This is a genomic window from Roseibium litorale (genome assembly GCF_014842915.1).
Lineage (GTDB): Bacteria > Pseudomonadota > Alphaproteobacteria > Rhizobiales > Stappiaceae > Roseibium > Roseibium litorale.
In genome coordinates, this window is record NZ_JACYXI010000013.1 from 1 (window position 1) to 12,890 (window position 12,890).

The window sequence follows — 12,890 nt, forward strand, 5'->3', positions numbered from 1 at the left end:
GCGGCGTTTGGGTATTGAGGAGAAGGAGAGTTTCCGCTGGCTGGAAGGCGCCGATCAGGCAGCCTCGGTATGCGCTGGAGCGGCCTCGGTGACGATGGTTGCCGACCGTGAAAGCGATATCTTCGAGCTGTTTGCGCTGCGCCCGGAAGGGGTCGAACTCGTGGTGCGGGCCGCCCATGACCGTAGCCTTGCGGATGGCGGGACACTGTTTGCCGCCCTTGATGATCTGCCGGCGGCAGGAGAAGCGGAACTGGAGCTGGCAGCCAAACCCGGGCGCAAGCAGCGCACGGCAAGGCTGGAGGCGCGCTTCCTGCCGGTGAGCCTGGCCCGTCCGGACCATGGCTGCCGCGGCAATCTGCCCGAAGGTGTTGCAGTTCATCTGGTCGACATCCGCGAGATCGATCCCCCGCCGGGCGAGGCAGGCGTGCACTGGCGGCTGGTGACGACACATGCCGTCACAAATGAGGCTGAGGCCTGGGCTGCTGCCGGTCTTTACCGGCGCCGCTGGGCCATCGAGCAATTGTTCCGCACGATGAAGACCCAGGGCTTCGACATCGAGGGCTTGCGCATTGAGGAGCCTGCGCCGCGCAACCGTCTGGTGACCGCCGCGCTGATTGCAGCCGTCGCCATCCAGCAACTCGTCCATGCCCGCGACGGCTGCTGCGGGCCGCTGCGGCCTTTGACCGATGCCTTCACCCCGCTGGATCAGCCTCTCATAGAAGCTTGTTGCACCAGCCTCGAAGGCAAAACCGGGCGCCAGAAAAATCCTCACCCCAAAGGCTCGCTCGCCTACGCAGCCTGGGTCTGCGCCCGCCTCGGCGGATGGACCGGGTATTACGGAAAGCCGGGACCCATTGTCATGCTCGAAGGATGGCTCCAGTTCCAGGCTATGAGGAAAGGCCTCAATCTCATCCAAAATCACACCCAAGCCAACGAATGAGATGTGTGAATCTAGTAGCCCTTCTGGGAGAGGGTGGGGTGAGGGTAATATTGCTTGAAACTTGTACCTGTCGCGCGGCATAGGCAGCCCCTCACCCGGAGGGAGAGGTGGCGTGCGCTGCAAAGCTCAGTTCTCTCTTCTTAAGACTTCAGGATGAAGTTGAACCCGGTTTCAACAATACAGTAGCCGGCTTCGCCAAGACAGCTGGAGATCGATATTTGCAGGTTGTTTCAATTCACTCTTTCCGACAGATCATACTGATTTTCTTTGTCAGATAGATCAGGGGACCATTTAACAAATATGCCGATATAGGCAAAATTACAGACACAAGTAAAATACCAGAATATCCGACTAGTTGTATTGATCCACCAGGGTATTTCTCCCCACACAACTCAACCAACCAAACAAAAACCGGGTAAACTAGAAAAGCTAAAATGCCCATCCATGCGCATAGACCGATAACCGCGTCCTCCCCCGCGGAAACCATCTCCCCATTTCGTTTCCATGACAATAAGTATGCGATATAAAAGACCAATATATTAATAGGAAGAAGAAGAATATAATACAGAAAAGAAAATTGATACCCGAATAGATAACTACCCCCAAGACAGGCCATATCCTCAGATCTAATTCTAAAAAATTCATAATTTCTCATCATGTATTCAATTGCAAAGTTATTTGAAATATCATAATCGTAATAATTAAAATATAAATAACTTAATATTTCAAAGTTTATAGCTATTGTCCCGAAAAGGTATAAATTGACAAAAATATAAAATTCCGGATATTCATTTCCTTCAAATGGTCTAAACTTAGCCCATTTATCTTCCTTCATAATACTTCATCTCCATAGAAACATTCACAGTTCAGAGAAAACCTCAATTCATCCGGCACGACCCAGCGTAGGAGTCGCCCACGTCGTCGAAGACCTTTGACTTCACTTCCGTGACGTATTTGTCGGAGCCGCGGCGGACGGCTTCAACCAGATAGAAGTCGTGGATCGGGAACTGGTTGGAGTTAAAGCGGAAGTCACCGCGCACGCTCTGGAAGGGGGCTGCGCGCAGGGAGGACAGGAGAACCTTCTTTTCCGCAAGGCTTCCGGTCATGCCCACGGCCCCGCTGATCAGCATGGCCGCATCATAGCCCTGCGCGGCATAGGCGGAGGGCTCATAGCCATATTCCGCAACGAAAGCGCGGACGAAGCGGTTGTTTTCTTCCGTGTTCAGATCCGGTGCCCAGTCGTTGCCCGAAAGCAGGCCTTCGGCGGCGTCTTTCATGACCGGCAGCGTGGTCTCGTCCAGGGTGTAGGCGGACAGAAACGGAATGTCGGCCTTTAGCCCCGCCTTGGCGAATTGCTCGACAAGACTGACGCCCATTTGTCCCGGCATGAAGGTGAATACCGCATCCGGGTCCATCTTGCTGATCAGCGCCATGTCGGCGCTGAAATCCATCTGCCCGAGTTTGCTGTAGAGTTCGCCGACAATCTCGCCGCTGTAGTGGCGCTTGAAGGCGGCGATCGCCTCTTTGGCCCCACGGTAGTCAGGAGCCAGGAGCAGCACCCGGCTGTAGCCGCGCTCGCGCGCGTACCGTCCCATGGCCTCGTTGTTCTGGTCGGACTGGGAGGCGGTGGAGAAGAAATAGGGGCTGCAGCCCTTGCCTGCGATATAACCAGGTCCGGCCCCGGCACCGATGAAGATCGTCTCCGATTTCACCACCTCCGGATAGACTGCCAGCATGATGTTGTTGAAGGTGATCCCCGCCAGGAAATCCACCTTCTCCACATTGATCAGATTGGCGACCGCCTGCCGCGCTGCCTCAATGTCCAGCTTGTCATCGGCGACGATGACCTTGGTCTGAAAGCCGCCAAGGCGGTCACCCTTCTGCTTGACCGCCAGCAGAAAGCCGTCGCGCATGTGCTGTCCGGGGAGCGATGCGGGCCCGGACAAGGTGGCGACAAAGCCGATCTTCATGCTTTCGGCCCGCGCTGTACCCGGCGCGCCTCCCAGTCCGGCAAGCGCCGCCGTTCCCAGGCACACCACCGCTGCCAGAGAAGAGAAAAGCCGTTTCATGCGAGGTCTCCAGACAATAAGGAACGGTCCTCAAGGACGCCTCCCGGCGTTTTGAGCCTGAACTATTTCACAGCCAAGGTGCACACCCGGTTAAGGTCAGCACCCCTCAACCCGGCTCTAGCGGGAGACAATGAGGCCCGGAATGTCACTCAAATTCCCGCAGTCCGCCCAATTCTGATCCGCGTGATGCCACAAATGCCCTTGTTAATGGCAGGGGTGGAGAGCCAGGCATTGGTCCGAGGCGCTCCTTTTGCGGAAAAACGGAGCGATCCCATGTACCAGACCTTAGACGCCTCCAAGCCCATGCCGGCCCGCCGCCCCTCGGGACCGGTGACCTGGGGTCCGCAATCGCCAGCCGCCCCGGCCTTTGCGCGCCGCCCGTTCGGATCCGCCTCCGCCCAGGGCGGTGCCCCCAAGCGCCCGCGTATTCTGTGGACCGAGGATGGCAGTGATCTGGAGCTTCCGGATCTGCTGGCTGCGGGCCCGGCGCTTGGCGCGCCCTTTTCCCGCCCCTCCCTCTTTCCGGATTCACCTGTCTCCCCCCCTTCGGAAGAAGCTGCCGCAATTGACGTTGACCTTGAAGTTGACAGTGACGCGGCAGCAGCTCCCAAGGCGAGCACCCCGGCAAAAGGATTTGTGCCGTTCCCCCGCCCGGCATTCCTCATGTCTGTTGCGCATAAGCGCGTGGCGGTCATTGCTGCCGGGGTGAGCCTTGCCACCCTGACCGGTTTCCTGCTCCTGCCCTCAAGCTCCTCCAGAACCGGCGACCGGATGGTCACCACAGGCGCCATTCACGTTCAGCCTCAGATGCAGGATGGAACCGCCGCTGCAAAGGCACAGGTTGCCGGGACGCGCTTTGCCGAGAGCTTTTCGGAAGCAGAACGTGAGCGCAATGGCGCCCTGGCGCAGAAAATTCAGGACAGGCTCCCGACCGTTCTCGCCAATCAGGCCAAGGATCCGATGGCCTCCCTGGTCAGCCAGACAGCGGAGACAGGCCAGCCGGTCCGCACCGCAGGTCTTTATGGGGAGCAGATGGTTCTGTCTCCCGGCAGCGCGGCTGAAGACGACCTGACGCTTTCCACGTCTCTTGCCCAAAGCCCGGAAGCCCATGGGACAAGCTTCCTGCAAGAAGCGGCCGTGGTGCCCGAGGCAGAAGCCGCCGCCGGTCTGTCGCCCGCAGCGACGCGCCTGAAACTCGGCGGCACTCCTCTGGAAGGATCCGCAAACGCCAGCGTCAACCTGCGGGAGGGCGCCGACATGGGCACCAATGTGATTGGCGTTGTTCCGGCAGGAGCGAAACTTTCTGTCGGCGAGTGCGACACCTGGTGGTGCGCGGTCTCACATGACGGCAAGACAGGCTATATTGGCCGCAAATTCATCGACACGGCTGCCGCCCAGGCTGGCTGAAGCCAGTATGCCCCTGTTAGGATATGCCGGATAGGATGGCAGACACTGTTGTCTCCCTCCAAGGATCGAGATCATGTCCGCCAGATCCAGAGTTCCGCTCCGGGCCCAAAGCGCCCTTGCCGCGACCGGTTTCCTTCTTGCCTCTCTGACCCTGACCGGTCCGATACTGCTTGGTCCGGCAGCGCTGGCAGATGGCATTGCCGATCCATGCGATGCCTATGCCCGTTCTTATGCCGATGATCATCTGGGCAGTGGCGACCCGACGGGCGATATTGTCTCCGGTGCCATGGAGGGAGCCGTCGCAGGCGGCGCCTGGGCAGGCCCCGGCGGCGCGAGGCGCGGCGCCAGGGTTGGAGGCGCAGCCGCAGTGCTCGATAATCTGGCCACCTATCCCGGCGGATGGCAGGCCCTTTATGACATGGGCTATCAGATCTGCCGGACGGATCTGCAAAACCGGGCAAACGCCTCCTCACAAGGGCGCTGCCGGTCCAGCGCCAGCGTCGACAGCGGCCCCTCCCGCGAAACCCTGTCCTCCCGCTCCGGATCGATTTCCGCCTCCAGCTGCCGTTGACCTTGCGGAAAACGGCTCCATAACCTCTCAACACTGTGCGGTTGACGCTGCCCAGCCGGTTCGGCACCCTCTGCGCCAGTGATTTGCGGCACCCTTCTTCTTTCAGACACGAGGCCTTTTATGACCTTCCGCCCTTCCCGTCTTTTTGCTCCTGCTCTCGCCTTGCTCGCCGTTTCTGCAACCGCCCCCAGCGCCCTTGCTGCGGGACAATGCGGCGGTGACTTCCGCCAGTTCCTTGCAGGCGTAAAGCAGGAAGCGGTCTCCATGGGTCTTTCGGCCCAGGCGGCAGACGAGACCCTTGCCAACGCTCAGATTGACCGCAAGGTTCTGTCCATGGACCGCGGCCAGGGCGTCTTCAAGCAGGACTTCCTGACCTTCTCCCAGCGGGCAATCTCCGGCTACCGGATGAAGAACGGCGCCGCCAACATCAAAAAATACGCCCCGGTTTTTGCCCGGGCGGAGAAGGAATACGGCGTCCCGGCCGCGGTCATCACCGCCTTCTGGGCGCTGGAAACCGACTTTGGCGCCGTTCAGGGCGACTTCAACACCGTCAATGCCCTGGCAACCCTTGCCCATGACTGCCGCCGGCCGGAGCTGTTCCGCCCGCAGCTGATCGCAGCCATCCACATGGTGCAGAACGGCGATCTGGACCCGTCCTCAACCACGGGGGCCTGGGCCGGTGAAATCGGCCAGGTGCAGATGCTGCCGGAGGACATCGTCAGATGGGGGCGCGATGGTGATGGCGACGGCCATGTGAAGCTCAAGACCAGCTCACCCGATGCCATCCTGACCGCTGCCGCCTTCATCCAGCATCTGGGCTGGCAGCCCGGTGAACCGTGGCTTCAGGAAGTCAGCGTCCCGTCCAACCTGGACTTTTCCCTAAGCGGCCTTGGCCGGGAGCGGCCCGTCTCCGATTGGGCGGCCATGGGCGTGACGGCCCGCAGCGGCAATCTGGCAGGCGGATTGAAAGCGTCCCTGATCCTGCCGCAAGGCCGCAAGGGCCCCGCATTCCTCGCCTACCGGAACTTCAATATCTATCTCGAGTGGAACCAGTCCTTCGTCTACACGACAACCGCCGCCTATTTCGCAACGCGCCTTGGCGGGGCTCCCGTCTATGACAAGGGCAATCCCGATCCGGGTCTTTCCGACGGGCAGATGAAGCAGCTTCAGACCAAACTGCAGGCGCTCGGGCATGACGTCGGCAAGATCGACGGCATTCTGGGCGGCGGCACCCGCGCTGCCACACAGGCCATCCAGAAACAGCTCGGCATACCGGCGGATGGCTGGCCGACGGCGGAACTGCTCAACAGGCTTTGACACGACCCGGTTGAAACTCAAACGGCCCGCCCTTACACAGGCGGGCCGTTTTGCGTTCTGACAACAGGCTTAGTGGCTGCCGCTCAGCACCAGGGTGCGGATTGGGAGCAGCAGCGACTGGCTGCGCAGGAGGATCGCGTGAACCAGACCGACCGTGTCGACCACATGCAGGAAGACAAAGGTGCCCAGCCCCATATCCTTGTCACTCTCCAGCCGTTCGTGATTGTCGGTGTAGAGGTTCGCGATGCAGCGGCTGCCCGGAGGCAACCTGTCAAACCCGCCCTCATAGACCGGTTCCAGCATCGTCGTGATGGAACCCGCCGTCATTGATGGATTGGCAGTATCGACCAGACGTTCCGAGGCGGAGAACTGACCGGAGGCCAGATAGAACTGGACCCCTGTCACCACCACCGGAATGATGGTGAACGGCAGAGAGGGACAAGTGATTTCCCCGGCCATGCCCGGCTTGATCACCTGGGATTCGATCTGGTTGAACCCCGCGAACATCCGCTTGCGTCCCGCATCATCCGGAATCAGGATCCCGCCCGGGCGCATCAGCGGACTGACAATGTCCCCCTTGCGGATGGAGAACTGGGTGACGGTTCCGTCGACACCCGCATAGACGGTCTTCTTCGCCAGATCGGCCCGCGCCTGATCCAGCTTGGCAAGTGCTGTCTGCCGGCTTGCCGGCAAGGCTACATTGATCTTGGTCTCAGTTAGCTTCTGCTGGGCAACCGCGGCGTCGACAACACTCTGGCGCGCGTCCACGGCGGTCTGAAGTTTCTCAACCTCGCGGCGCGTTACCACATCCGAATTGCGCTGCTGCAAGTCGACCTTGGTGTTCAGTTCGTCCACCGCCTGCTTCAGGGAGGCTTCGGCCTGACCAATCTGGGCATTGGCAACCAGCAGTTCGCCAGTTGCCAGGGCAATCTCCGCATCGATCTCGCTGACCTGGCGTTCCGCCGAAATGACCGCCGCTTCTTCCTCGGAACTGTCCAGCCTGAAGATCACATCGCCCGCTTTCACATGTGTTTCCAGTCCCGGCGGCATCATGACTTCGACCACGCGCCCGCCGCTTTCCGGAAGGATCGGCACCGTCCGGAAGAAGAGCGTCGCGCTCGTGGTTGCCGGGTGGAAGTAGAAAATCATCGTGACAAGGGAAATGGTTAGCATGGCGCAGGTCACGATGCCGTAGCGCAGCTCGTACCAGACCGAATAAATCGTGATTTCCTGGCCGATCCGCTTTCCCTGGACATAGCGGCGGAAAAGATAATCCGGAAAGATCGTGAAAAGGGAGCAGAAGAGAAGCTCAAGCATCGCCGTCCCTCCCCTTTTCCCGTGCGGCGGGCGCCTCTGGTTCCCCAGATCCCGCCCCGGAGGCGTGACCAGCCTCACGGCGTCCGGTTGCCGCCAGTGCGAGCATGTCGACCGGCAGACTTTCCGGGCTCGATGCAGATGACGTTCCCGCAGAAGCAGCCCCATGAACCGGAGCCCCTTGGCCTTCCAAGGGGGGGGCTTCCTGCCCCCGCGTGCGCGACCGATTTCCGGCAACCGCTGCGCCTTCGGGTGCCGAGAGGCGCCGCAAGGAGCGGGCGATCGAGACCAGCGGCGTCACCACATCGGGTACCGGCAGAAACACCAGCACCAGCGCGGCAACCCAGAAGAAATTGTTATGGGTGAACAGGGCCAGCAGGCAGAGAACCGCAACCAGCTCCATGTGATTGCTGTTGCGGCCATGCGCCAGCCGTTCCGGCAGGGAATGCAGATGCAGGTAGAAGGACCCTGCCGCAATGACAATCAGGATCAGTCCGATCAGCACCGAGGTCATCATCGGATCGCTGCCATCCGGTCCGGGCAGGAAGGACGGAAGATGAGCCGGAGCCAGTGGATTTAACGCAGCTGCCCCTGCGGCCGCGTGAGAAAGCGAATCTGCCATATAACCCCCAGCTTCCGTTGAGAAGACATGTGCTTACAGTCAGACACGCTGGCAAAAAAGGTGCAAGGTTACAACTGATTGTTTGTGCAACTTTCCTTTGCGGAATTTACCCTATCTCGGTCCGGGGTGCCGCCGTCCTGGGCCAGCGGTTTGTCTCCGCGCAGGTAGCGCGGCCCGCGCCCGAAACGGCTCGCCGCGTCTCCGGCGTTATAGAGATGGCAGTCCTGAAAGGACAGGCAGCCGCAGCCGATGCAACTGTCGAGCTTGCCCCTGAGTGCGGTCAGCGTGGCAATCTTGTTGTCCAGATGGCTGCGGAACGCCAGGCTGATCCGGGTCCAGTCGGCCTTTGCCGGCGCCCTGCCCGGTGGCAGGGACGCCAGTTGCTCTGCGATCTCGGCAATCGTGAAACCGAACTCCTGGGCGACCATCACGAAAGAGAGCCGGCGGATATCCGCCCTCAGATAGCGCCGCTGGCCACCGGCATTGCGTGCCGGGGTGACAAGCCCCTTGGTCTCGTAGAAGCGGATGGCCGAGACCGACAGCCCGGTGCGCCGGGCCAGATCTCCGATGGACAGCAGATCATCAGCCTTCATGAGCTTTCCCAAATAAACCTTGACCTCAAGTTAGGTTTAGATCCTAGAACGGAAGTCCCCGGAAGGAAAGCCGCCAAAGGGCAAACCCGCAAAGGGAAAGCCGCCAGAGGGAAGGCTGTCTGAGGGAAGGCCCTCGAAAGCGCAAAAAGGCAGGGACAGATCATGGCCAAAGTAGAACTCGAACACGTCAACGTTACGGTCAGCGATCCGGAGGCCACCGCCCGGCGGCTCTGCAACTGGTTCGGCTGGCACATCCGCTGGCACGGACCGGCCAAGGATGGCGGCACCACCTATCATGTGGGCACGGACCAGTCCTATGTGGCGCTCTACTCTGCGCCAGGCCCCACCACAAAAGGCGGCATCACCCACACCACCCTGGGCGGCCTCAATCACATTGCCGTCGTTGCCGGCGACCTGGACGCGGTGGAAAGAACCCTGATTGCCGACGGGATCAAAACCCATTCCCACGGCGACTATGAGCCGGGCCGACGGTTCTATTTCGATGACCCCGATGGCATCGAATATGAGGTTGTCAGTTACACGGCATGAGGGGATACCGGGCGAGGACGCTCGCCTCTACGCCCGGTATCCCAGGATGGCGGAGGGCACTCCGCACGCTTCCGGCCAAACGCCAGCGCAGCAACAGGCGCCGCTTCCGCCCCTCTTGCGCGAAATATCCATGCTCACCGCCGCCATTTGCCCTCCCGGCGGCCTGATTGGCCGTAAAGCAGGTCATTTCGAAGCAGACTGGCACGCAAGCAGGCATGCCACGGAAAGCCGACCATCGGCATTAAAGAGGAGCAGTTACACAGATACACCTTTTTGATTTTAAAATTGTCGATTGACAACTTAAAGAATAAGGCCTAGCTTCATGGCGCGAAGCACCCATCCAAAGAAAGATGTCGGAAAGGTCCTGAGGGAACTGGAGGCTCTTGGCTGGACAATCATCAAACGGGACGGAAAGGGCCATGCCTGGGGACTGCTTCGATGCCCGAAACCGTCGGAAGACTGCCGCTGCGGTCAATATTGCCAGATGACGATCAACTCGACGCCACAAAATCCGGCAAGCCACGCAGCCAAGCTTCGGAGCAAGGCTCTGGCTTGTACAAATCCACTGAACTGGAAAGACGACAATGACGGAACGCTATGAGTTCGAACTCGTTTTCGGCTTGCCGAAGGGCAAGTACGATCCCTTTGAACTGTCGGATGCCGTCTTCGAAGCCGGTTTTGAAGACGCCGTCGTCGGAACAGGCAATGCGCGCCTCCTGAGTGTTGAACTCGAAGCTGCGGGCGGCGACGCCGAAACGGCCATGCTCGCGGCAGCCAAAGCGATCCTGAAAAACCTCCCCGCAGGCACGGAGCTTCGAGAGGTCCGGCCAGACCTGGTGAGCCAAGCGGATGTTGCCGGAAAGCTCGGGATTTCAAAGCAATCCTTGCAAAAGAAAGAAATGCCCCTGCCCGTGACCGCAGGTCTCTATCGCATCGACGAGATGGAGGAAGCGCTGATCCGGGAAGAGAAGACAGCAAAACGCAGCCCCCGCTTTCAGGTCAGCAGCGCTCGAAACTGGTTCCGGGCCGGACAGGCGGCCCGCCGTCTGAATGCCCGCATCGCCTTGAAAACCCTGGACAGCTATTCCCTTGAAGAGGCTGACCCCGCCCCAAAAGCGTAACGTGCCGGTTGGCAGAAGATAGCAGCAGCCACTCGGCCCGGCTCTATTGAAACCGCATTCACATGGGCCGAAACGGAGAAGCCGCTCCGGGGTCCCGGGACGACGGAGTTTGTTGAAAAGGACTCCAGATCCCTGAGACCTCTATGATCATGGGAGTAAATGGCCGTCATCCGCGCGAAGGCGGGGATCAGTAACCCTCTGAGATAGTTTATTTTCCGGCAGTTCACCCTGCGGGGTACTGGATCCCGGTCTTGGCGCTTCGCACCAAACCGGGATGACGAACTCATGAGGGTGGTCATCCATCTCAGCCGCCCCAGGGTCCCGGGGCGGCCTTAGCGTCGAAATACAGCCTGGCCGCGGTTACCGCGGGGCCATGCGGATGGCGCCGTCGAGGCGGATGGTTTCGCCGTTCAGCATCTCGTTCTCGCAGATCGCCTTGACCAGCTGGGCATATTCGGCAGCGCGGCCCAGGCGCGAAGGGAACGGCACCTGCTGGCCGAGGCTGTCCTGCACGTCCTGGGACAGGCCAAGCAGCATCGGCGTTTCAAAAATCCCCGGCGCAATGGTGCAGACCCGGATGCCGGACTTGGACAGGTCGCGGGCAACGGGCAAGGTCATACCGGCAATCCCCGCCTTGGACGCCGCATAGGCCACCTGGCCGATCTGGCCGTCAAAGGCGGCGACAGAGGCCGTGGAGACGATCACCCCCCGCGCGCCATCCCCGTTCAGCGGATCTGCCGCAGACATGCCGGTCGCAGAATGGGTGATGCAGCGGAAAGAGCCGACAAGATTGACCGAGATCACCTTCTCGAACATGTCCATCGGATGCGGCTCTCCGCGGGAGGTGGTCTTGGCCACCGGCGCAATGCCCGCGCAGTTGATCAGGATACGCTCCTGGCCATGCGCGGCACGGGCCGCGGCGAAACCGGCCAGAACGCTGTCCTGGCTGGTCACATCCACTTCGATGAACAATCCGCCGATTTCGGCGGCGACCGCTTCGCCATGCGTCCGGTCCCGGTCGAACAGGGTAACCTTCACCCCTTCAGCCGCCAGCATGCGGGCCGTTGCCGCCCCCAGACCCGAAGCGCCTCCTGTGACAACCGCTGCGCCAAAGTCCCTTACCTGCATTTCATCCTCCTCGAACGGGCCTTTAAGCCATGGATTTCTAAAGCATCTATTCAATCTTTTGACTTGAACGTCAACGTCAATTGAAAAGCCTTTTGAAATCAGAGAGGTGACTTTCCCATGGCAGGCGAGCGCCTGGCCCGTTCCGGAACGGGTGCCAAGAGTCTCCACTCTCTGGAATGAACTGACCCTGACTCCCGCCCTGAACGGGTGACGACCCAATTCAGGCAAGACAGGTCCCGGATTGAAGAACAGGAAACAGGCAGGATGGGAGAAAAGAAGCATTTTGAGGACGGCCGAACACCACCCCATCGCCCTCAAGCAGATGAGTGGACCGGCTTCAAGCCGGTCACTCAGGCGGCAAGGCTCCCCCCGGCCCTCACTCAAGGCAGAGCGGGACCATGGCAAAGCCGGCATACTTACAGTTTCAGGGGCGCAGGATCATACCTTCGCTGGCGACCAGCGCACCGGGATGGGCATCGTTCACGGCAATGGCGATCTCGTCGAGCGCATCATCGGACCGGCGGGGATCATGGTGGAAGATCACAGGCACGCGGACATTGGCCTTCCGGGCAAGTTCCATGGCCTTTTGCCAGGTGGAATGGCCCCAGCCCTTGTAGACCGGATACTCGTCATCGGTGAACATGGCATCGTAAATCATGATGTCCGCCCCTTCGACGAACGCCTGAACATTTTCATCGATTTCCGGCACGCCATGCTCGTGATCGGTGATGATGCAAATCGATTTACCCTGAAAATCGAACCGGTAGCCGCAGGCACCACCTGGATGGTTCAGCCGCACCGTGGAAATCTTCAACCCATCCTCCCGGGGCAGAACATCACCGGCCTGGAAGGTGCGGAAGTCGACGGCCTTCAGTGTCTTGGCGGCAACCGGGAAAATCGGAGGCGACATGATCCGGCTGACGATATCGACCAGGGATGTCTCGTCCTCGAAGTGACCGGCCCAGGCCGTCACCTCGAACCGGTCGTCGTAGGCAGGCTTGAAGAACGGCAATCCGCAAATGTGGTCCAGATGCGTGTGGGTGAACAGGAGATCGAACTTGCGCGGCCCCTGACTGCAAAGATCCATACCAAGGCTGCGGGCACCGGAACCGCAATCGATCAGAATCAGAGCCCCGCCGGCACGCAGTTCAAAGCAGGTCGTTTCGCCGCCGTAGCGTAATGTCGACGCTCCGGGGGTCGGGGTCGATCCTCTGGCGCCCCAGCAGCGAAGCGAAAAGTCGGAAGCCAAATCTCGTTCT

Annotated in this window: 13 protein-coding genes; 6 read left to right on the forward strand and 7 right to left on the reverse strand. The window is 60.2% G+C overall.

What is annotated here, in order from left to right; translation table 11 throughout:
• Positions 1-940, forward strand: a 940-nt coding sequence (locus tag IG616_RS17935; RefSeq protein WP_192149558.1) for an IS4 family transposase, incomplete at its 5' end; no start/stop codon positions are given.
• A 235-nt stretch (positions 941-1,175) separates the two neighbouring features.
• Here the strand turns inward: IG616_RS17935 and IG616_RS17940 are convergent.
• Complete coding sequence (locus IG616_RS17940) at positions 1,176-1,775, reverse strand: hypothetical protein (protein WP_192149559.1); 600 nt, start codon at positions 1,773-1,775, stop codon at positions 1,176-1,178.
• A gap of 43 nt (positions 1,776-1,818) precedes the next feature.
• Positions 1,819-3,009 (reverse strand): ABC transporter substrate-binding protein, encoded by a 1,191-nt coding sequence (locus tag IG616_RS17945; RefSeq protein WP_192149560.1) that lies wholly within the window; start codon positions 3,007-3,009, stop codon positions 1,819-1,821.
• Positions 3,010-3,282: 273 nt separating this feature from the next.
• On the opposite strand from IG616_RS17945, the gene IG616_RS17950 reads away from it, so the two are divergent.
• The 3 genes from IG616_RS17950 (at position 3,283) to IG616_RS17960 (ending at position 6,304) form a co-directional block, all read left to right on the forward strand.
• Positions 3,283-4,416, forward strand: coding sequence for an SH3 domain-containing protein (locus IG616_RS17950; RefSeq protein ID WP_192149561.1), 1,134 nt, complete (start codon positions 3,283-3,285; stop codon positions 4,414-4,416).
• 73 nt (positions 4,417-4,489) lie between these two features.
• The gene (locus tag IG616_RS17955) at positions 4,490-4,987 is read left to right on the forward strand and encodes a hypothetical protein (protein ID WP_209007727.1); all 498 of its coding nucleotides are present in this window, start codon (positions 4,490-4,492) and stop codon (positions 4,985-4,987) included.
• A 120-nt stretch (positions 4,988-5,107) separates the two neighbouring features.
• Entirely contained in the window at positions 5,108-6,304 is a 1,197-nt protein-coding gene (locus IG616_RS17960; RefSeq protein ID WP_192149562.1) for a lytic murein transglycosylase, read from the forward strand.
• A gap of 69 nt (positions 6,305-6,373) precedes the next feature.
• Here the strand turns inward: IG616_RS17960 and IG616_RS17965 are convergent, their stop codons facing one another.
• The 3 genes from IG616_RS17965 to soxR form a co-directional block, all read right to left on the reverse strand.
• On the reverse strand, positions 6,374-7,621 hold the full coding sequence (locus tag IG616_RS17965; protein WP_192149563.1) for an HlyD family secretion protein: 1,248 nt from the start codon (positions 7,619-7,621) through the stop codon (positions 6,374-6,376).
• Positions 7,614-8,240 carry a hypothetical protein gene (locus tag IG616_RS17970; protein WP_192149564.1) on the reverse strand — a complete coding sequence of 209 codons (627 nt, stop codon included), beginning with the start codon at positions 8,238-8,240 and terminating at the stop codon, positions 7,614-7,616. The genes IG616_RS17965 and IG616_RS17970 overlap by 8 nt, the downstream gene beginning before the upstream one ends.
• Positions 8,241-8,308: 68 nt before the next feature.
• Positions 8,309-8,833 carry a redox-sensitive transcriptional activator SoxR gene (soxR, locus tag IG616_RS17975; RefSeq protein ID WP_192149565.1) on the reverse strand — a complete coding sequence of 175 codons (525 nt, stop codon included), beginning with the start codon at positions 8,831-8,833 and terminating at the stop codon, positions 8,309-8,311.
• Between the two features lie 162 nt (positions 8,834-8,995).
• On the opposite strand from soxR, the gene IG616_RS17980 reads away from it, so the two are divergent.
• Positions 8,996-9,382, forward strand: a complete 387-nt coding sequence (locus tag IG616_RS17980; RefSeq protein ID WP_192149566.1) for a VOC family protein — start codon at positions 8,996-8,998, stop codon at positions 9,380-9,382.
• A gap of 584 nt (positions 9,383-9,966) precedes the next feature.
• Positions 9,967-10,503: a hypothetical protein gene (locus tag IG616_RS17985; RefSeq protein ID WP_192149567.1), complete on the forward strand. Its 537-nt coding sequence runs from the start codon at positions 9,967-9,969 to the stop codon at positions 10,501-10,503.
• A 360-nt stretch (positions 10,504-10,863) separates the two neighbouring features.
• Here IG616_RS17985 and IG616_RS17990 read toward each other — a convergent pair whose 3' ends face one another.
• Together IG616_RS17990 and IG616_RS17995 are read right to left on the reverse strand one after the other, a co-directional pair.
• Positions 10,864-11,631, reverse strand: a complete 768-nt coding sequence (locus IG616_RS17990; RefSeq protein ID WP_192149568.1) for an SDR family NAD(P)-dependent oxidoreductase — start codon at positions 11,629-11,631, stop codon at positions 10,864-10,866.
• Positions 11,632-12,055: 424 nt separating this feature from the next.
• Positions 12,056-12,880 (reverse strand): MBL fold metallo-hydrolase, encoded by an 825-nt coding sequence (locus IG616_RS17995; RefSeq protein WP_192149569.1) that lies wholly within the window; start codon positions 12,878-12,880, stop codon positions 12,056-12,058.
• Positions 12,881-12,890 lie beyond the last annotated feature (10 nt).